We start from the raw sequence: 18,042 nt of genomic DNA on the forward strand, positions 1-18,042 counted from the left end.
ATGCGGATCGTTGTGGCTCTGGGAGGTAATGCGCTTTTAAAACGCGGTGAGCCGATGACCGCCGAAGTTCAGCGCGCCAATGTACGGAAAGCCGCAAAGGCGCTGGCTAAGCTTGCGCGTAACCATGATATCGTGGTTGCACATGGCAACGGTCCGCAAGTCGGGCTTCTGGCACTCCAGGCTTCCGCTTATGCGGATGTCCCCGCTTATCCGCTCGATATTCTGGGGGCAGAAAGCGTCGGTATGATCGGCTATCTGGTGGAGCAGGAACTGACCAATGCCTTGCCCACGCAAATGCGGCTCGCCACGCTCTTGACCCAGATTGAGGTGAATAGTGACGACCCGGCCTTTTCCCATCCGGAAAAACCCATCGGTCCCGTCTACGACAAGGCAGATGCCGATCGTGTCCGGGCGGAACATGACTGGGTGCTCATCGAAGAGAGCGAGGGAAAATGGCGGCGCGTCGTGCCGTCGCCGCGTCCGCAACGGATCACTCAGATCGAAGTCATCCGACTGCTGGTTGAATCTGGCGTTGTCGTCATCTGCGCGGGCGGTGGCGGTATTCCGGTTATTCGTAACGAGCAGGAGGAAATCGAGGGCGTAGAAGCGGTGATTGATAAGGACCGGGCGGCAGGGCTTCTCGCAGAAGAACTCAATGCCGACGCTTTCCTGATGCTCACAGACGTGGACGCTGTCTATAGCGGTTGGGGAACGCCGGACCAGCTTCCGATCAGCAGGGCGACGCCGATTGAACTGTCGACGCAAAAGTTTGCTTCTGGTTCCATGGGCCCCAAAGTCGAAGCGGCTTGCGCCTTTGCTTCTCATCCCGGTCGCATAGCCGGGATAGGACGGCTGGAAGATGCGGCAGCGCTCCTTCTCGGTCGGGCTGGCACAGTGATAAAAATATAAGGTCGGGTAGCGTCCCGGCGCTTGGAGTACACCCTGGACTTAGGGTCAGGACCCATTGATTTGTCACGCTGATTGTGATTCAGACGGGCTCGAAGGAGCCTGAATGATGAGTGATCTCTTTTGGCTGACAGACGAGCAAATGGCACGTCTTCAGCCGTATTTCCCTAATAGCCACGGCCGTCCTCGCGTTGATGATCGGCGCGTTCTGAGCGGCATCATCTTCGTCAATCGCAATGGGCTCAGATGGCGCGATGCGCCGAAGGAATATGGCCCCTCCAAGACACTTTATAATCGCTGGAAACGCTGGGGCGACAAGGGCATCTTCCTGCGGATGATGGAAGGTCTGGCAGTGCCTCAAGCTCCAGAGCGCAAGACGATCATTGCGTATTTCAGAATTCGCGGACAGCGATTTCATTAAATCGCGGACACTTGTTTCGCTAATTCGCGGACAGTTCAGCCGCAGCGTTTTTCAGGTCTGTTGTTAATCAGCCTTCTGTTCTTTCGTCGTGCATATTGGGTATGGTGTCAATTCCGGATTTGGCTTTGCGCATACTATCTCCTTCCAAATTGATGCGATGAGCATTGTGCACGACGCGGTCCAATATTGCGTCGGCGACCGTGGCGTCTGCGATGAGGTCATGCCAGGCATTCACGGGGACCTGAGCCGTGATGAGCGTTGACCTGCGCTGGTATCGTTCTTCGATAATCTCGAAGAGATGGAAGCGCTGCTGTTCGCTGAGGACATGAGTGGCGAAGTCATCAAGGATCAGCAGTTGCACTTTCATCAGTCGGTTCATGAGCCTTGGATAGCGGCCATCCAACTTTGCCATGGCGAGATCCTCGAAGAGACGAGGCGCGCGGACATAGAGAACCGAATGGTCATGTCGTGCGGCCTGACGGCCCAGAGCACAGGCCAGCCATGACTTGCCCGTACCGGTTTTCCCGCACACGATCAAATTCTCATGGTTCTTAAGCCATTGCCCTTGCGCCAGCGCCATTGTCGCACGGCGGTCGAGGTTTCTGGCCGCGCGGAAATCAATGTCTTCGACACAGGCTTCCGGGAAGCGTAGCTTTGCGGCCGCCAGACGTGTCGTCAGCCGCTTGTCGGCGCGTACGGCGATCTCCCTGTCGAGCATAAGGCCCAACCACTCTTCTTTGTTCATCGCCCGGGCGTCTGGCTGTTCAGACAGTTCCCGCCAGGCCATTGCCATGCCCGACAGACCAAGCGTGTACATGTTTTCAAGCGTTGGATTGGTCAGCATTGTCATTCCTTCTTTCTTGGGGGGTGCCGATACTGATAGACTACGTTTAGTGCTGTCAGCTCGATCGATAGGCCTGAAGCCCCTGGGGCGCGAAGCTTCCCACATTGCGTAGCGCTTCAGGGCTTCAGGCAGGGCGCCAGCATTATTGCCAGCGATTTCAATGGTAATAGCCACGACCGCGAATGTTGGAATGAGTGGGCAGTGGCTTTCTGACTTCCTCGGCCGGGCTTGCCCGGTCGAGACCCGCCTGCAGAATGGAACGGACGGAGGTGTAGGTCAGCGCATTGATGACAAGCGCCCGCTCGCAGGCGGCGTCGAGGCGATCATGCTCGTAGCGCCGGGCAAGGGAAAGAATGCCGAGCGCCGCACGGTATCCCTGTTCGGGATGTGGTTTGTCGCGGATGACCCGTTCAACGAAGATACCTGTGTTGACGCTGATCTTGCTGGCATCCCGGATCAGGCTTGCCGCATTCATCCCGGCATGCCGCTGATGGGATTTGGGCATATGCTCCTTCACCGTGACGTGCCCGTTGCGCTCGGAACGACGGCGATGAGATGCGACCCGCTTGTGGTTAAAGAATATTTCGACCACTTGATGTGTGAGGCGCACGGTAACCTTTTTGCCGATCAGTTGGTGCGGTACCGAATAGAAGGTTTTGGCTACATCAATATGGTAATCGGGGTGAACCTTCGCCGATTTCCACTCCGCATATTCGAAGTCTGTCGCGGGCAGTGGAGCAAGAGCAGTGCGCTCAAGCTCCTCGAACAATTCGCGCCGGGATTTGCCGTAATGGCGCATGGGGCGGTTGTTGATATCTTCCAGAAGCTTGCCAATGGCGGCATTCAGGTCCTCCAGTGAGAAGAAAGTCTGATTGCGAAGCCGTGCCAGAATCCAGCGCTCGGTGATTAAAACCGATCCCTCGATTTTTGCCTTATCCCGGGCCCGTCTCACCCGTGTCGGTAATACGGTCGTGCCATAATGTTCGCTAAACGCTTCGAAGGTCGCGGTGATCGTTGGCTCGAACCATAGGGCAACTGCGACACCGGATTTGAGGTTATCGCAGACAATGGCCTTCGTCACACCGCCAAAATAGATCAGCGCCCGCTTTTGCCCTTCGATCCAGTCTGGAAGTTTCTGGCTCTCGCTGGCATAGGAGAAGGCCAGATTGGACGCGGGAAGAACCGCGACAAAGATCTGTGCCTGACGGATCTCTCCGGTTTTCGGATTGATGAGCGGCACCGTCTGGCCCGCATAATCCGTCTGCATGGTGGCTCCGACCTCATGCCGATTGCGATAGGTCGGGGACAGCCTCTGCTCAAAAGCTGCAAAATTCGTGCAGAACCACGTGTATCCATAACCATCAGGATGCGCCGTGCGATACTCCTGCCACAGAAGGGTCAGCGTCACGCCCTTACGCTTCAGTTCCCGCGAAACATACGCAAAATCCGGTTCCTGCGTATCCTGGGCTGGCCGGCCGGCCTGTTTGAACAACAGTCTCTCAAGCTGGATGTCATCATCATAGGCAGCAGGTATCGGCCACATGCAAATACCTGCCTGCCGAGCCCGGTGCAGATAGGTTGAAACCGCAGTCTTCCCAATGCGAAGTCGCTCTGAAACCTCGCGAACCGACAGCCCCTGTTCGAAGGGGTTTTGTCGCAAACTTTTCATATGTTGAGTTAAATGGGTCCGTTGTGTGTAGTTGAGCGAGGTGCGAGCGAATGGCTGTCGATTTCAAAGGGGCTCATTTTCCCAAAAGCGCCATCCTTTATGCCGTATTCTTCTACCTTCGTTACCCTTGCTCCTATCGTGACCTTCAGGAAATTATGGCCGAACGCGGCGTCGATGTTGATCATGCAACATTAAACCGTTGGGTCGTTCGATACGCGCCACAGATTGCAGATCAGGCGCAGAAGCGTAAGCGGCCAACGCTTGGCTCCTGGCGGGTCGACGAGACCTATATAAAGATCAAAGGGAAATGGACCTATCTGTATAGAGCCGTAGATCGTGACGGCCACACTCTTGACTTCATGCTCTCTGAGCGCCGAAATCTCAGCGCAGCAAGGCGTTTCTTTAAGAAAGCCATCGCAAGCAATGGTGTTCCGCACAAGATCGTCATTGATAAAAGCGGGGCCAATCTGGCTGGCGCACAGGCTGTAAACATGATCCTGAAAATCACCGGAGCGGGCAAGTTGATGGAAATCCTGCAGGTCAAATACCTGAACAATATTCTCGAGCAGGATCATCGGTTCATTAAGCGGATTACCAAGCACATGTTAGGCTTCAAAGCATTTCATTCAGCTGCAGCGACCATTGCCGGCATTGAAGTGGCGCACATGATCCGCAAAAACCAATTCGCAAATGACAATGGTTCGCCATTCAAAGTCTTTGCGGAACTCGCAGCATAATTGCGTCCACAGATAAGGCCGGTCTTAACCTGCTGAAATATTTGCGACAAAGCCCTCCCGGCCACCCGCAGACGCAAGGGAAAATCGAACGCTGGCACCAGACGCTGAAGAACCGCATCCTGCTTGAAAACTACTTCTTCAAGGAGGACCTCGAAGCCCAGATTGCAGCCTTCGTCGAGCATTACAATCATCGCCGTTACCATGAGAGCCTCGACAATCTCACTCCCGCCGACGTCTACTTCGGACGCGCACAGACCATCCTGCTCGAACGCGAAAGGATCAAACGAGACACCATCAGAAAACGCCGCTTGAACCACCAGGCCAAAGCCGCTTAAATCAAACCCCAAACCGAGCCGGAAACTCCAATCTTCAAAAACACAAATAGTCTCAAATCATTCGACGACGGACAGTCGAATTTATAAGAACAGGTTCCGGAATAGCCATCGCTATTCATTTTGGTTTCGGTGTTGTCGTTGGCGCCAGCCCAGTTTCGACCGGGATTTGTATGTGCGCCCCATGGCTGCGAATAGTCGAGAAGGCAATCAAGGGAATCGGTGATACCGACCTTGAGACCGATCCGCGGAACCCAATAAGCCTCAGATTCCTTAACACCGTCGGTTCGTCCCCCACCGACTGGTCCGTCCCACGGACTGCTATCTCTGACGTTATTTAGCTTCCTGTTTGGCATGACATAGATGGAGGTCGCCTCCGTGGCGAACCGATCCGGATTAAACAGAAGGTCTATGTTATAGCCGCCACGTTCCAGTCCGCCGGCAGAACCATGACTGGCCGTTCCCAATACAACGCAGCTCGTACAAAGCAGGGCCTTCAAAGGCAGTTTGACCATTAATTCCCCTCCGAGAATGGTGAAATTGATCCCCTTGATTACGGCCAGCCCTCTGCCCTTGATATGAATATTTACAAAGGTTAGGTCATGTCCGACGATCTGATTTGCCAGACTGCGACAAAAACCGTTTTAGATTAATTCCGGCGAAAATTATGTACGGCGGAATTGCCAGTGAATAGTGACCACAGTTTAATTGCAGAACACCCGGGTTTACGCCAGCATTATTCAGACTTTCCAACAGAGCAATTGACACTTCTGGCAATACAACCTTGTCTCTCTTTCCCAAGACGATCTGAATATCCAGATCAGGACGGGCGAGACTGTAAGCGTAGTTCCCCAGATCAAGCGGTGCCCAAGCCCTTTGCAGTTGAGTAAGGTCTATCGTGGGCTCAAAGCTCTCGCGTATGGCCCGCGTTGCTCGCCCGGTCCAGACCATTTCGGCCAGACTGCCGCCTGTGAGAAACAGCGAGGCTTTCCTAACGTTGGTATCATGAGCGGCGACCAGTCCTGCGACCCATGAACCGAGGCTCATTCCGAGTACGGAGATTTCTCGATATCCTTCGCTTTTCAGCCAACGAATGAGCTTCTGTCCATCCCACACGGCCTGCCGTAGTGACTGGATCGTTCGGCCAAGATTTGCGCTTAGCATATAATCAGCGTAGTCGGCCCCCGGACGGCTCCTTTCAAAATGATACGGCATAGCAATCTCAACGACTGTGATGCCCCTTTTGGACAAGTAACCCGCTATCTGTCTGTTGCGGGATCGTGCGTTCCAATGATGAAAGATTACCAGTGCCTTGTCGCGCGAGTCGCTATCGGTGATCTTCGACCAGACCAGGTTATTTTCCTCAATGTCTGTCGAAATATCAGATGGAAATTTGAGGAAGTCCCCTGCCCGCTCAAAATCGTTGTCGTTGCCGAGTGGCGCTCTGAAATACGATGGCGTGGCAGTTGCCTGCACCCCGAGCTTGCAGAATTCTTCGATGTTGGAAACATTCGCAGCGCCCGGAAACGCGCGTTCTGCATCAAGACTGACGATCGTTGCTTTTTTAGCATCTTCTCCGCGTCGTGCCCGTTTCTCATCCCATTGATCAAGCCAACTATGAAACACTTTGATTGCTAACCTCACTCGCACGCCCGCGCCCGAAGGCCGGATCAAATAAGCAGTAAATAGCGATTAGGAGCCCGGCAAACATCAGGACCGTAAAGCCGGAAAACGCGTCGATAGACAAATAGCTTGCGAAAAGCAGCGCCACAACTGCGGTCATTTTCCAGAGAGCGACTTTAAAATGACTTCCCGATCCAGCGCGGATCACACCATATAGAAAAACAAAACAGGTTGATATTGCGATGAGCAGGCTGCTGAAGTGTGTCGGCATCCGATAGCTAATGCGACTGTGCACGTCTGTACGATCGAATAGGATCGATGAAAGGTCGCCAATCACCCATGCAACGATGCTTGGGCCATTTGACGCCAGATAAGAGCTTTGCAGCTTCATGACGGTAGCGATCAGCATACCTAAGAGTGTGCAGCGGAAAACCCACAGCATAACCCAAAACCCGGTATCGCTTAGATCGCCCGCGTCCAAGAGGGTCCGTGATTTTGCCGCGCTGCGGATTTTCCAAAAGTCATTGATCACAGAATGAAGCAGAATAAGACCGGCGAAAAAAAGATAAAACGATAGGCACATATAGAGGTAGGCGAGCGCCGTGAAAAAGATCGCAACAGGTATCGTTACGATTTCAGGCCGGACTATCGCGACTGTGCCCCAATCGATCGCGTAATTACCTCCGCCTTTGATGAGAGGCATCAAACAGACGCCAATCCACTGGAAAACACCCGCAAATAATAAGCATATTAGGAACACTGCCCAGAATGAACCGGATGAAGCATCAATAATTCGCTTCCATGCGCTGTCGCTGTCCTCGATTGCGCCATCGACAAGCCCCCTTCGTTTTTCGTGCTTCCACGAATTCACCAGTTCAAAAACAAAGGCAAAGAAGAGCGGGAGGAATACCATGAACACTAATGTCCAGTTCGCCGCCCAAAGGAAGCCGACCTGCTTGATGACGCCATCGGATCGGGTGAACTTAACGTTGTGAATGCCTATGATGAACGAAAGGAATCCAAGGGCGGACATTCCGGCAAAAACAGAAGCAGACAGATTCAGGGGAGAACCTTCGCTGAAAAGCTTCTCAGACTGTCTGGCTAGGTTCCATCGCTTGCCATCGTCATCGCGTACGGAATCCGATCTTGCTATTCGAGCTGCACCCCGGTCTGGCTCCGATGGCCCAACACTTTCCGCCCTCTTCATCTCGCGTCTTTTCGCCACCAACCGGGACTGAGCCGCGCTAAGCTCCATAATCCATTCACTTCTGGCAGCCGAGTCACCGCAGCTTAGAACTCTCGCCAGCAAACCGATGTTGGTAGTGCTTATGCCTTTCTCATTTTCCTGAAACCAGAGCTGTACAGTCCGTAGATCAACGCCGACGCGCTTGGGATCGACAAGCGTTATGGCCTCAGCAAGTAGCTCCGGCGTCCAGGGACCAGTGCGAGCGCCGTCGCTGCCGAGCGGGCGACCTGCGCCCTCAGCGGCAATACGCTTGAACAATTCCTTGAAATCGCTCCCATCTTTCGGTGGAACGAAAAAAAACTTTCCGTTTTTTATCAATCTCTTAACGGCTCAAATTTCGTTGCGTTTCGCTTCGTTTCGTATCCTAGCGTGCAAGATACCTTAATCAACGTTTTTATCATCATGAGTATGCTTCTTGCTGCTATCAACTATGCGTCAGTTTTGAGAATTGCACTTATGAGCTTAACCCATCTTCTGAAAATGACTTTCGGAGGCCACTATGGATGCAATTGGGAATGCGATAAGTTGGGACAACGAAAGCGGCGGCGTTCCAGAATGTAACGCTGGCCCGACGAAACGACTGCTGGAACTATCGTCTTTGGCTGACGACCCGCGCCGGATCGTTGATTATGAGCCGCAAGATGTAGATGACGCAATCGGCAAACTGGTCTATCTCGCAGCCTCAATTATCTCAGGACGGCTAACCCTCGCGAAAAACGAAGTGGCCACAGTTTTGAAGAGTGTCGAAAATATCTAACTGAGATGGAAGCCCGCTCGCGGGCTTCATTATTTGCGGTCTGTCGCAATCCATTCGCCAGATGATTGATCCTTGGCAAATCCAACCGTCCTCGCAATAGATTGCGCTGACGGATTTTTTTTGACGTTGGTAACGCATTCGACCATGCCGTTGGCACCGTCAACAGGCCAACAATTCGCTAGTGAAACCGAAAGCTTTTCAAGTTCACTCCTATCCCACAAAAGCGGATTTTTCTCTTCCAGTTTTCTCACGGCAATCAGTGCTTCAGCTTGAGTTGGTACATCGAGTTTAGCGCTCGACACTGGCTCATCTGGAACGGGACAAAGTGTCGGGTCGGCGTTGATGGCCGCAACTATGTCGGCCTTAGCCAGTGCTTTTGCGTTGCTCGTAGAGTTGGAGACTGCGAACCAAGTACCGCCCGCACCGACTGCGATGCCGGCACTAGCAGCCAGTGCGAGAAGTGCGTTCTGATTCATTAGAGCTCCTTAAAGTTTCAGGTTGAACCAATAGCGCCCCTTAAGACCTTGATAATCGGGAATGTCAAAAAAGTAAGGGTCTTTTCGCATAGGCCGAGCAATGGAGACGACCTTTCGACAACTATTGCCGCGATCCGAGTTGCCAATGTCTCGATATTGAACATCCTTGTATTGCTGAAGTTCTTTGTTCTGTTCCCTGATCTTGTTGGTGCAGGTGTTAATTGTCTTTTCGCAGCGGTTCGACAGCATTGCGCCGCGATCACTCATATTGCTGGCTTCCTTGAAACCAGATGGACAATCCTCGTAAGGCTGATATCCGGGTTTGCCAGACTTTGCCTCGTGGCAAATGGGCCATGAGAAGCCCGGTTTTGCCATGGCCTTGATCAGTTTGGTCATTGGCGGGACACAATAAGGGACGCCATGCCACGAAGGGTTTGAGGATGCTGCGCACAAAAGAACCTGGCAACCCCAAGATGGCGTGCCTCCCGTGTCTTGCGCAATTGCGGCGGATGGCGTCCCGGCGATAGTGCCAAGGCCAGCGAGTGCAAACAGAAGCTGCTTCATTTCAGGTCATCCTCATATTGTAGCGGTTGAAACCAACCCGGTAGGCAACATGTCTCGGGCGTGAAAAGGGGACCGTGTGATGAGATCTCCGGCCGCGTAGCTGCATAGGGCGATAAGTGTGAACGCAGAAAACCAGTAAATTCCAACTCGATAGACCAAGAGCTGATTTGGTATGTCGCGGCATACCGCTGGATAGGCAAAGACGCCGATCAAGAACGTATCGAACGACATTTGCCGTTGTTCGTGGAAAAACAGCGATATGGCGAGGAAAAGGGCCGCGATTATGCCGTGGACCCACCAGATTTTCGACGAAGGAATGATAAGCAAAAACGATAGCAAGATGGCCAGCAACAAGCAGGCCATAGGATCGCGCGCGAAATTGAGCGCAATATGAGCGATCTCCGCCAACTATCGGTCTGTCCTTCTTGGTTTTCTGCGCGCGTCGGCAAACGGGGGAGAGATCTCGCTTTTGCGCTCTACGAGCAGGTTGAAATCCGCGATTGGCTGACGATCGAGCGTTTTGTCGACGGCCTTGCGCCGCCACTCATTCATATCCAGAACATAGGTCGCCCACATGCCATATCGCGCCGACATGGCAGCACGCTGATAGCCTAGATATTGAGGTTGGCTGAGGTAGGGTGAATCCACCCTCGCCCAACCCACGCGAAGCATTTCGAGAGCTAGGTCGCGTCCCCGTGATGTGCATCTTGCTCGTGCCATGCCTTCAGCATCATAGCCGACGACACCGCAGGAGACGGCGGACGCCCCGATCGTTCTTTTGAGCCAAGCTTTGGCAAAGGGGCCACAGGGTACAGGCGGCGGTGCTTTCGTGACGTCCCTGTTCGTCCATTTCGGATCAAGCGCCCATTGAGGCAATTCGCACGCGTCAATATCCGCGAGCCGAACTCGTTGGGCATAAGTGGGAAACCAGAGGGTCCGACCATCAATAACCGCGACTCGACCCTTGAAGACTGGAAGCGGTGCCGGCTGGCTAGGCTGAACCGGTACGCTGGCAGCTGGCGCGCGTTTAATAGCATCAGCTGCGAATGCTGGTGTCGATGCGAGGGCAAATGACATTGCTACGATCAGATATTTCATTGTTGGGCATTCCTCGTCCGTTCGTTTGCCGATTTGCTCAACAGGATGGCAGGATGCTGAACGTCTTCGAATTGCCAGAGGCCTGCCCGCTTCTCACGAGCTTCCTGTTCGGCCACTGCGTATGCTGGATAGTAGGGAAGCCCGTCAGCCTTCAGCGCGGCAAAGGCATAGCCGCTCGTAATCAACACCGTCGCTAAATCGAGGCGATTTCCGCCGATTGTGGCGTAGCAAATGACATAAGAAGTATCGGCAGTTTGCGCTACGGGAGCGCACACCGGCTTGGTGTCTTTGATATAAGCGGCGAAAACGGCAAGCGATGCCTCACCGCAGTCCTTCTTGTTTCCGGTCGTATCAGTGAAAGCAGTTCCTCGAAGGCATGACTGAACACCATAGAGGCGATAGCGCTGGCCTTCTGAGACCCACGTATCGCCAGTTTCCAAAGTAACGCCCGGCTGGAGGTCGAAATATCCCTCCGGGGCTGCAAAAGCCGTCGTCGATAAAAGGACCATGCAGAGCGATAATAGGGCTGGCTTCATTGGGCCTTCACCCGCGGATCGGCCCACATACCATAGGAACCGTCTTCTCCAATCTTCTGCGCGTTCTCCAGATCGGGACGCTCTAGCTTCCCGTCTTTCGATTTCGCAATGCGGAGCGCGCCAAGAGAGAGCAATTGCTCTTCTAGCATATCAACCGTGTCCAGGCTCCCGGGGTAATTGTAATAGCCGTAGCACGTCACATTTTGTTTGGGTGCGCTCTCTTCACTTACAAATGCCCGACAAAAGAGAACCTTCGGCGACTGCAACATGATCTGCAGCTGCTGCTTGGCGTAGTCAGTGCAAGAACCAGCAAAATCATCCTTGCGATTGACCATTTCGCCTTTGCAGGCTTCTAGCCCGTACAGATTCAGAAGGGTCTTATCATCAACCCGAAATTCGGTCGGTGAAGTTGCCTTATAGCCCGACGCGGATGCAAACCCCTTCCGAGCCGTAACTTTTCCGTCGCCGTCATAATACTCAATGACAAGCACGGTCTTCCCCGGCGATGCCAGCGACTTGATGTAGTCCTTGTTGATTGCAGGCGCGGCGATTGCGGCTGTTGCCAACATACAACTGCTCATTGCGATTGCGATGGTTCTCTTCATTTTCTAGCCCTTACCGTCTTGCTTATTCGTTTTCCCTGTTCATAGGGGGTTTATGATTTGCGAAAAAGCATGTATCACTTAGCCAAATCGGTATCATGCTATTATGAACTTAATCGGTTTTCGCTGCAACCTCAACAGCGCATGTGAGGTCTGCGACAGGAGCTAAAGGGCTAGAATGGAGAGGCTTTCAATTAAAGCGCTATTGCTAAGCGCCACATTGTTCATCCCGTTCGGGATTGCCGCCACTTGCGCAGAAGAAAGAGGCGCAATTGCGCCTTTCGCGCAAGATGGCGACGCCGAGGCCACAACTCACAACGCATCCGGATCACGCTCGGATTTGACCGTATTCAACCGCCGCTGGACAAGCGAAAGCAAAGAATTTGTCGTGGGTTCTGATGGCATCGTTTCTGCGGAAGATAAAAGCGAGAACGGCACTAATACGAATAACCATATTGGTAATATATCCAGCGCCGTTATAGCCACTGGCTCTATCGCTGATATTACCAATCCGGCTATCTCACTTCAGGATGAGTCTGCCCGTTTAGGTGATTTGCGTTCTACTAAGCAGGCCGCTGTATCCACTCCTGAATGCGGCCCCTCCCCGCTAACACCAGAGGAAATCAAAACTCTGGTCGAACAGGCTGCTCGCCGGCATCAAGTCGATGCTCTGTTTGCTACCGCCATTACCTGGGCAGAAAGCCAGTTCGATCGTTCCCGCAATTCAGACAAAGGCGCACGCGGGCCGATGCAGCTCATGCCGGGAACCGCTGAGCGCTTCGGCGTCCGCGACGTCTGTGATCCGGCGTCAAATATTGAAGGCGGCGTTAAGTATCTCAGGGTGCTTTTGGACGAGTTCCAAAACCCCCTGCTTGTTGCCGCTGCCTATAACGCAGGCGAAGGCCGCGTCTATGAGTACGGCGGCGTTCCACCGTTCAAGGAAACCGTCGGATACGTCGCAAAGGTCGTCAATTACCAGCTTGGCGTAACCATGCCAGCGCCGAAAAAGAAGCTCGTTGCGAGCGGTCGTAGATCCTCGCCGGCCATGGCAAGCGAAACTCAATCCGGGGTCATTGCAGTCAAGAAAACCGGCACCTTCGTTGGTGGCGTGATGCATTTTTAAAGGAGAGAAGGATGATCAACGAACAGAATAAGGTTTGGCATATCAGCGCTTCAAAGCTGGCAGTCTGCCTTGGTTTGCTGGCTGCTGCGCAAATTTTCGGGGCAGATTTGGCGTTTGCACAGTCAGGTGGCGTTAATGGTGCCTTCGCGCCGGTTCAGACAGTATTTCAAGCTATCGTTGATTTCATTAGCGGCCCTATTGGTCGTCTGTTTGCAATCATCGCTGTTATGGCGCTCGGTTTCCTCGCATTTGCTGGCCGACTGTCTTGGTTTCTTGCGGGCGGTGTGATCCTCGGAATCGGTCTTGTTTTCGGTGCTCCATCAATCGTCGACGAGCTGATTAGCACGGTTGGAAACTAGCGATGGCTGAGTACGAGGATGTAAAGCCGCAGCTGACACCGTTGGTAATCGGTTTAACCCGATCTCCCACCATGTGGGGTGTCCCGTATATGGCAGTCGTCGTCGTTATCGGCATCACAATCATAGCATGGCTGGTCAGCAAGTCGTTCTGGACCCTGCTCCTGGCCCCGATCAGCTATGCGGTTCTGTTCTCCCTTTGCGCTTGGGACAACAAAATTCTCGATGTGCTTGAAGTCACCGCGCGCAAAACGCCTCGCACACGCAACAAGTCCTTCTGGGGAACAAATTCGTACGGACCTTAGCCAATGTTGAAAGTCGTCAGAGAAGAACTCGGATTTGGCAAGGTCGCTCATAATGAGCGGCCTATGGCTTCGCATATCCCTTATCTGAGGCATATGTCGGATACAGTGATCGGCTTGGAAAACGGCGCACTCTTGTCGGTCATCAAACTCGACGGCCTCTTTTTCCAAACCGAAGATCAAGCCGAACTCAATATGCGCTCGAATGTTCAGAATACGATCATTCGAGCGCTTGGATCGAGCCGCTTTTCTGTCTGGTCGACAGTAATACGCAGACAGGTTGACTCGGAAATTGGCGGCGCATTCGATGATGCGTTCTGCGAACAGCTGAATAACCGGTATATGAGCCAGTTACGCCATAAGCGCATGTTCGCCAATGAAATTTATCTCTCGATCGTGCGGACTAACATGCGTGGCGCTCTCGGCCTCAGCGACATAGTAAGTCGTGCATTTACCCGTTCTGGAGGCGCTGAGGTTCGAGATCAGCAAACGCGTGAAACAGTGACCGAACTCGAAGAGCTCGTTTCCAACATGACGCGCGAGCTGCAGAAATATGGCGCGCGCGAGCTCGGTATAACTTATCGCGATGGAGAGCCATATTCCGAACCGTGCGAGTTCATAAACACCATTCTGACCTGCGGCGTGCCGCGCAAAATGCGCCTTCCCCGGATGGGAATTCGAAATTACGTCGGAACGTCACGCCTACATTTCGGTAAGCGAGCGATGCAAACGCAAGCCGCCACCGATGAGGACAATCGTTATGGCGCGATGCTCTCTATCAAGGAATATCCGCCATACACCGGTCCCGGAATGCTGGATGGACTGTTGCAGGTGAATCATGAGTTCATCCTGACGCAAAGCTTCACAATTTCCGACAAACCCATTGCGCAGGAGCGTATCACCCGGCTTCAGCGCCAGATTGCCGCGTCGGATGAGTCCGGAAGTGCAGTCGAAAGCGATATCGACTTCGCGCTTAACAGTCTCATGAATCAGGAGGCTGTTTTTGGCATTCACCATTTCTCTTTGCTTTGCCTGTCTCGCGACCTTGAAGGTTTGAGCAAAGCAGTTTCCGAGCTTGGTAGCTGCCTGACCGACATGAACATCAACTGGCTGCGCGAGGATGTGAACCTTGAAGCGTCCTTCTGGGCTCAATTGCCCGGCAACCATAGCTATCGTGCGCGAAAGGCCATGCTGTCTTCGGCAAATTTCTCCGGCCTGTCATCGATGCACAATTTCGCGACCGGTCAATCGGACAATCTTCATTGGGGTCTACCGATCACGATACTAGAGACCACCTCGCAAACCCCATACTGGTTCAACTTTCATCGTCGCGATATTGGTCACTTCCTTGTCACTGGCCCGACTGGCTCCGGTAAGACCGTCGCCCTGACATTCTTGCTGGCGCAGGCGATGCGCATCAGTCCTACCCCTAAAGCCGTCTTTTTTGACAAGGATAGAGGTGCCGAGATTTTCGTGCGTGCCATGGGGGGAGCTTACGAAGTTCTCTCACCGGGAACACCGACTGGTTTCAATCCGCTTCAGCTGGAAAACTCCGGCCCTAATCGTGATTTTCTGCTTCGCCTTTTGAAATCAATGTTGCGATCTAGCGATCAACGCGACTTCAGCCAGGAGGACGCTGACACGCTGGAACGGGCAATTGCGCGTATCATGGAAGAGCCGGCAGCTCAGCGCAACTTACCAAACCTTTCGGGCCTCTTGGTAGGCAGATCGCGGGCAGATGCGAACGACCTGGCGTCAAGGTTGCGTCCTTGGATCGACGGCGAAAAAGCATGGCTGTTCAATGCGCAGCACGATGTGCTTTCATTCTCCGGGCGTAGCGTCTTCGGTTTCGATATGACCATCATCCTCGGCAACGAGGATATCCGAACCCCCGCACTGATGTACCTTTATCACCGTCTCGACGAGCTTCTGAACGGCGATCCTGTCATGTTCTTCATGGACGAAGGCTGGCAGCTGCTTATGGATGAAACGTTTAGTCATTTCATCATCGATAAGATGAAAACCATCCGTAAGCTCAACGGCATTGTAGGCTTCGGAACACAATCAGCAGCGGATATTGCCAAAGCTAAGGCGTCTCACACCCTAATTGAGCAATCGGCCACGAATATTCATTTCCCGAACCCGCGCGCTGACGAAGAGAGCTACATCAAACGCTTTGGCCTGACGGTTAAAGAATTCAATTTCATCAAAAACACCCCGCCTGAAAAGCGCACGTTTCTCGTCAAGCACGGGAATGACTCAGTCATTGCCCGTCTCGATCTCTCGAAAATGCCTGATCTCGTCAAAGTGCTGTCGGGTCGAAAAGAGACCGTCGAAGAATGTGCTGCGCTGCGGGAACGATATGGCGATGAGCCTGAAAACTGGTTGGCTGAATTCTGCGGATGGGAGAGGAATGATGCATAAGAAAACTGCTCTATGCATATTTTTGGCGTCAGCGACCATGCCTTTGTCAGCATTGGCTGGTGGCGTTCCTGTCATTGACGGGTCGAATTTGTCCGAAAGAACGGTTCGTGATCAAAAAACGTCCGAGATCGAGAAGACGGATAAAGACCGGTTTTCCCTCAACAAGAGCGTAACATGTGCCGTCTACCGACCGGGGCGCAAGGACGATCCCGTTGCAGCCGCCAAAGCCAATCCGGAAATTTCCGGGTTGGTCAAACGAGTGGCGCGCGAAGAGGGTGTAGACGAGAATCTGTTTCTAGGTCTCGTGTATCAGGAAAGCCGCTTTAATCCATGCGCGAAATCGGGCGTGGGAGCTATCGGTTTGGCTCAGTTGATGCCTGATACCGCTAAGGAGTTGGGCGTAGATCCCCATAACATTGAACAGAACCTGCGCGGTGGTGCTCGTTATCTTAAACAGCAGCTCAAGCGTTTCAACGGCAACGCCAACCTCGCCCTTGCAGCGTACAATGCTGGCGCTGGCAACGTTAAAAAATACGGCGGCATTCCCCCGTTCAAGGAAACGCAGGGGTACGTCCGGAATATCACGCAGAAATGGACACCGGCGTTCGGCGGATCAAAGGACCTGCCCATGAACTACGGCGGCGGCGATACAGCATATTCCGGTATGCGGGATTCGACCATCAATTCGATGGCAACGACGCAGGCAACACAGGAAAGCACCGCCAACGTCGCCTCATGGCTTCAGCAGCTCGGCGGTATGCAGTCCGGCACAATTCAAGACAGTTGGGATCACAACGCCGGCGCTCGAAATGCGAACCTCGAAATGGTCAACCAGGTGATTGTCCTCGGCAATTCAATGGCCGACCTGCTCAACAGCCGCAATGCAGTTTCAGCCAGTGGAATTTCGGGCGCATCTCAATCGGCTTCGTTCAAAAAGAAAGACGACAAGCCACGAGAAACGACCGGCGTCTGCGATCCCCGCACCGGCCTCGAATGGAATCCGGAAGAAAAGGCTTGCGTTCAACAGCGTGAACGCGAGGCGAACATCAAACTGAACCTCGATCCTCAATAAGGGAGATAATCATGAAACGACTGATCATTTCGGCGTCAGCGATTGCCGTAGCTTCGGCATCGTTCGCTCCCATGGCGACATATGCAGGCGGTGTCCCAGTTATCGACGCTGCCAATTATGAAGTGGCAAAACAAACCTCCGTCACGACTGACAAAATCCTCGGGACAAACAAGGAAATCCTGACAACGGTCGAGGAGACATTGAAGGCCGTTACAGGTGATCGCGGCGGCGATGCGAACCAGATGCAAAACCTGGCCGTCGGAAATGGCTTCAGCGTATCGTCAATGCCCTCTTTTGACAGCCTTATGTCCGGCGGCGTGCCAAATTTTGGTAGCATGGGCGGTGACATCGCCAAGGTTGCATCCACTTTCATCAACGGGCTTCAGCTCGTTAAGAACTTGTCGGGACAAGCAAATAGCAGCTTCAGCGGAGACAAGTCCTATGAACAGATGGTCAACACTGTGCTTGGTGTCGCCGCACTCGTAAATGGTTCGCAACAGGCGGTAACGACGCGCCGAAGCGCTTTTGAACAGGCCGGGCAGAGTATCGGTCAGGCAAAGGACATTAAAGGTTCCATCGACCAGAACACGCAGCTGCAAGTCCAAGCAGGGCTGACCATCAATGAACTGATCGGCGTCATGAACGGTGCCGTGTCGTCGTTACAGGCCGATAATCAGCGCCGCCTCACCGACATTTCCAATTCCAAGAAGGTGTTGACGTACAGTGCAAACTAACATCGCTAACATCTTCCTGAAGTTTTTTATCTTCACCGCCATTGCAGCCGGCGTTGCCGGCTGCGGAACGGTCAAGGAAAAGACTGCTCCTTGCAAACGTCCCGCAAACCTCACGTCATTTGCCGAAGACATTCGGCAAGATTGTGGACCTATGGCCTTTGTTAATGGCGATCCAGCGACCGCCATTGCTGCGATCAATTCGATAGCGACGGAATAATCG

The 18,042-nt window shown here is 53.2% G+C and carries 21 protein-coding genes and 2 pseudogenes; 12 read left to right on the forward strand and 11 right to left on the reverse strand.

What is annotated here, in order from left to right:
- Together arcC and HWX93_RS18850 are read left to right on the forward strand one after the other, a co-directional pair.
- The gene (arcC, locus tag HWX93_RS18845; RefSeq protein ID WP_176038313.1) at positions 1-909 is read left to right on the forward strand and encodes a carbamate kinase; all 909 of its coding nucleotides are present in this window, start codon (positions 1-3) and stop codon (positions 907-909) included.
- A gap of 106 nt (positions 910-1,015) precedes the next feature.
- Positions 1,016-1,291, forward strand: a pseudogene (locus HWX93_RS18850) (transposase); the annotation flags it as partial.
- A 103-nt stretch (positions 1,292-1,394) separates the two neighbouring features.
- On the opposite strand, the gene istB reads toward HWX93_RS18850, so the two are convergent.
- A complete protein-coding gene (gene istB / locus HWX93_RS18855) occupies positions 1,395-2,171 on the reverse strand; it encodes an IS21-like element helper ATPase IstB (protein ID WP_012090960.1) in 777 nt (258 codons plus the stop codon).
- A 157-nt stretch (positions 2,172-2,328) separates the two neighbouring features.
- Entirely contained in the window at positions 2,329-3,840 is a 1,512-nt protein-coding gene (istA, locus tag HWX93_RS18860) for an IS21 family transposase (protein ID WP_176038314.1), read from the reverse strand.
- A 50-nt stretch (positions 3,841-3,890) separates the two neighbouring features.
- On the opposite strand from istA, the gene HWX93_RS18865 reads away from it, so the two are divergent.
- Both HWX93_RS18865 and HWX93_RS18870 read left to right on the forward strand, forming a co-directional pair.
- Complete coding sequence (locus HWX93_RS18865) at positions 3,891-4,577, forward strand: IS6 family transposase (RefSeq protein WP_100650321.1); 687 nt, start codon at positions 3,891-3,893, stop codon at positions 4,575-4,577.
- A gap of 53 nt (positions 4,578-4,630) precedes the next feature.
- Positions 4,631-4,912 (forward strand): annotated as a pseudogene (locus HWX93_RS18870) (integrase core domain-containing protein); the annotation flags it as partial.
- On the opposite strand, the gene HWX93_RS18875 reads toward HWX93_RS18870, so the two are convergent.
- The 3 genes from HWX93_RS18875 to HWX93_RS18885 form a co-directional block, all read right to left on the reverse strand.
- Positions 4,909-5,424 (reverse strand): hypothetical protein, encoded by a 516-nt coding sequence (locus HWX93_RS18875; RefSeq protein WP_176038315.1) that lies wholly within the window; start codon positions 5,422-5,424, stop codon positions 4,909-4,911. The pseudogene HWX93_RS18870 and the gene HWX93_RS18875 overlap by 4 nt on opposite strands.
- Positions 5,425-5,509: 85 nt before the next feature.
- Positions 5,510-6,535: an RcgR family putative quorum lactone hydrolase gene (locus HWX93_RS18880; RefSeq protein ID WP_176038339.1), complete on the reverse strand. Its 1,026-nt coding sequence runs from the start codon at positions 6,533-6,535 to the stop codon at positions 5,510-5,512.
- Positions 6,525-8,096, reverse strand: a complete 1,572-nt coding sequence (locus HWX93_RS18885) for an RcgA family putative transporter (RefSeq protein ID WP_176038316.1) — start codon at positions 8,094-8,096, stop codon at positions 6,525-6,527. The genes HWX93_RS18880 and HWX93_RS18885 overlap by 11 nt, the downstream gene beginning before the upstream one ends.
- A gap of 181 nt (positions 8,097-8,277) precedes the next feature.
- On the opposite strand from HWX93_RS18885, the gene HWX93_RS18890 reads away from it, so the two are divergent.
- Positions 8,278-8,535 carry a hypothetical protein gene (locus HWX93_RS18890; RefSeq protein WP_176038317.1) on the forward strand — a complete coding sequence of 86 codons (258 nt, stop codon included), beginning with the start codon at positions 8,278-8,280 and terminating at the stop codon, positions 8,533-8,535.
- Between the two features lie 29 nt (positions 8,536-8,564).
- On the opposite strand, the gene HWX93_RS18895 is transcribed toward HWX93_RS18890, so the two are convergent.
- The 6 genes from HWX93_RS18895 to HWX93_RS18920 form a co-directional block, all read right to left on the reverse strand.
- Positions 8,565-9,011 (reverse strand): hypothetical protein, encoded by a 447-nt coding sequence (locus HWX93_RS18895; RefSeq protein ID WP_176038318.1) that lies wholly within the window; start codon positions 9,009-9,011, stop codon positions 8,565-8,567.
- 9 nt (positions 9,012-9,020) lie between these two features.
- The gene (locus tag HWX93_RS18900) at positions 9,021-9,386 is read right to left on the reverse strand and encodes a hypothetical protein (protein WP_235969145.1); all 366 of its coding nucleotides are present in this window, start codon (positions 9,384-9,386) and stop codon (positions 9,021-9,023) included.
- 201 nt (positions 9,387-9,587) lie between these two features.
- Positions 9,588-9,983, reverse strand: coding sequence for a hypothetical protein (locus HWX93_RS18905; RefSeq protein ID WP_176038319.1), 396 nt, complete (start codon positions 9,981-9,983; stop codon positions 9,588-9,590).
- The gene (locus tag HWX93_RS18910) at positions 9,984-10,673 is read right to left on the reverse strand and encodes a thermonuclease family protein (RefSeq protein WP_176038320.1); all 690 of its coding nucleotides are present in this window, start codon (positions 10,671-10,673) and stop codon (positions 9,984-9,986) included.
- The gene (locus HWX93_RS18915; protein ID WP_151610604.1) at positions 10,670-11,209 is read right to left on the reverse strand and encodes a thermonuclease family protein; all 540 of its coding nucleotides are present in this window, start codon (positions 11,207-11,209) and stop codon (positions 10,670-10,672) included. Before HWX93_RS18915 ends, HWX93_RS18910 begins: the two co-directional genes overlap by 4 nt.
- Positions 11,206-11,814, reverse strand: a complete 609-nt coding sequence (locus HWX93_RS18920; RefSeq protein WP_105529524.1) for a hypothetical protein — start codon at positions 11,812-11,814, stop codon at positions 11,206-11,208. Before HWX93_RS18920 ends, HWX93_RS18915 begins: the two co-directional genes overlap by 4 nt.
- A gap of 175 nt (positions 11,815-11,989) precedes the next feature.
- Between HWX93_RS18920 and HWX93_RS18925 the strand changes: the two genes are divergently transcribed.
- Genes HWX93_RS18925 through HWX93_RS18955 form a run of 7 tightly spaced genes read left to right on the forward strand, consistent with a single transcriptional unit; the run spans position 11,990 to position 18,039 of the window.
- Positions 11,990-12,934 (forward strand): lytic transglycosylase domain-containing protein, encoded by a 945-nt coding sequence (locus HWX93_RS18925; protein WP_176038321.1) that lies wholly within the window; start codon positions 11,990-11,992, stop codon positions 12,932-12,934.
- An 11-nt stretch (positions 12,935-12,945) separates the two neighbouring features.
- Positions 12,946-13,293: a TrbC/VirB2 family protein gene (locus HWX93_RS18930; RefSeq protein WP_176038322.1), complete on the forward strand. Its 348-nt coding sequence runs from the start codon at positions 12,946-12,948 to the stop codon at positions 13,291-13,293.
- A gap of 2 nt (positions 13,294-13,295) precedes the next feature.
- Positions 13,296-13,595 carry a type IV secretion system protein VirB3 gene (locus HWX93_RS18935; protein WP_094544258.1) on the forward strand — a complete coding sequence of 100 codons (300 nt, stop codon included), beginning with the start codon at positions 13,296-13,298 and terminating at the stop codon, positions 13,593-13,595.
- Positions 13,596-13,598: 3 nt separating this feature from the next.
- Positions 13,599-16,016, forward strand: a complete 2,418-nt coding sequence (locus HWX93_RS18940) for a VirB4 family type IV secretion/conjugal transfer ATPase (RefSeq protein WP_176038323.1) — start codon at positions 13,599-13,601, stop codon at positions 16,014-16,016.
- A complete protein-coding gene (locus HWX93_RS18945; protein WP_419191090.1) occupies positions 16,009-17,088 on the forward strand; it encodes a transglycosylase SLT domain-containing protein in 1,080 nt (359 codons plus the stop codon). The genes HWX93_RS18940 and HWX93_RS18945 overlap by 8 nt, the downstream gene beginning before the upstream one ends.
- Before the next feature lie 11 nt (positions 17,089-17,099).
- Complete coding sequence (locus HWX93_RS18950; RefSeq protein ID WP_176038324.1) at positions 17,100-17,822, forward strand: type IV secretion system protein; 723 nt, start codon at positions 17,100-17,102, stop codon at positions 17,820-17,822.
- Positions 17,812-18,039 carry a hypothetical protein gene (locus tag HWX93_RS18955; RefSeq protein WP_235969146.1) on the forward strand — a complete coding sequence of 76 codons (228 nt, stop codon included), beginning with the start codon at positions 17,812-17,814 and terminating at the stop codon, positions 18,037-18,039. The genes HWX93_RS18950 and HWX93_RS18955 overlap by 11 nt, the downstream gene beginning before the upstream one ends.
- The last annotated feature ends 3 nt before the right edge of the window (positions 18,040-18,042 follow it).

This window comes from Brucella tritici (assembly GCF_902825325.1).
Classification (GTDB): Bacteria; Pseudomonadota; Alphaproteobacteria; order Rhizobiales; family Rhizobiaceae; genus Brucella.

What these genes read in the sequence shown, in the direction of transcription:
- arcC (WP_176038313.1), top strand. Translation starts at nt 1, where the DNA reads ATGCGGATCGTTGTGGCTCTGGGAGGTAATGCGCTTTTAAAACGCGGT.
- istB (WP_012090960.1), bottom strand. Translation starts at nt 2,171, where the DNA reads ATGCTGACCAATCCAACGCTTGAAAACATGTACACGCTTGGTCTGTCG.
- istA (WP_176038314.1), bottom strand. Translation starts at nt 3,840, where the DNA reads ATGAAAAGTTTGCGACAAAACCCCTTCGAACAGGGGCTGTCGGTTCGC.
- HWX93_RS18865 (WP_100650321.1), top strand. Translation starts at nt 3,891, where the DNA reads ATGGCTGTCGATTTCAAAGGGGCTCATTTTCCCAAAAGCGCCATCCTT.
- HWX93_RS18875 (WP_176038315.1), bottom strand. Translation starts at nt 5,424, where the DNA reads ATGGTCAAACTGCCTTTGAAGGCCCTGCTTTGTACGAGCTGCGTTGTA.
- HWX93_RS18890 (WP_176038317.1), top strand. Translation starts at nt 8,278, where the DNA reads ATGGATGCAATTGGGAATGCGATAAGTTGGGACAACGAAAGCGGCGGC.
- HWX93_RS18895 (WP_176038318.1), bottom strand. Translation starts at nt 9,011, where the DNA reads ATGAATCAGAACGCACTTCTCGCACTGGCTGCTAGTGCCGGCATCGCA.
- HWX93_RS18900 (WP_235969145.1), bottom strand. Translation starts at nt 9,386, where the DNA reads ATGGCAAAACCGGGCTTCTCATGGCCCATTTGCCACGAGGCAAAGTCT.
- HWX93_RS18910 (WP_176038320.1), bottom strand. Translation starts at nt 10,673, where the DNA reads ATGAAATATCTGATCGTAGCAATGTCATTTGCCCTCGCATCGACACCA.
- HWX93_RS18915 (WP_151610604.1), bottom strand. Translation starts at nt 11,209, where the DNA reads ATGAAGCCAGCCCTATTATCGCTCTGCATGGTCCTTTTATCGACGACG.
- HWX93_RS18920 (WP_105529524.1), bottom strand. Translation starts at nt 11,814, where the DNA reads ATGAAGAGAACCATCGCAATCGCAATGAGCAGTTGTATGTTGGCAACA.
- HWX93_RS18925 (WP_176038321.1), top strand. Translation starts at nt 11,990, where the DNA reads ATGGAGAGGCTTTCAATTAAAGCGCTATTGCTAAGCGCCACATTGTTC.
- HWX93_RS18930 (WP_176038322.1), top strand. Translation starts at nt 12,946, where the DNA reads ATGATCAACGAACAGAATAAGGTTTGGCATATCAGCGCTTCAAAGCTG.
- HWX93_RS18935 (WP_094544258.1), top strand. Translation starts at nt 13,296, where the DNA reads ATGGCTGAGTACGAGGATGTAAAGCCGCAGCTGACACCGTTGGTAATC.
- HWX93_RS18940 (WP_176038323.1), top strand. Translation starts at nt 13,599, where the DNA reads ATGTTGAAAGTCGTCAGAGAAGAACTCGGATTTGGCAAGGTCGCTCAT.
- HWX93_RS18945 (WP_419191090.1), top strand. Translation starts at nt 16,009, where the DNA reads ATGCATAAGAAAACTGCTCTATGCATATTTTTGGCGTCAGCGACCATG.
- HWX93_RS18950 (WP_176038324.1), top strand. Translation starts at nt 17,100, where the DNA reads ATGAAACGACTGATCATTTCGGCGTCAGCGATTGCCGTAGCTTCGGCA.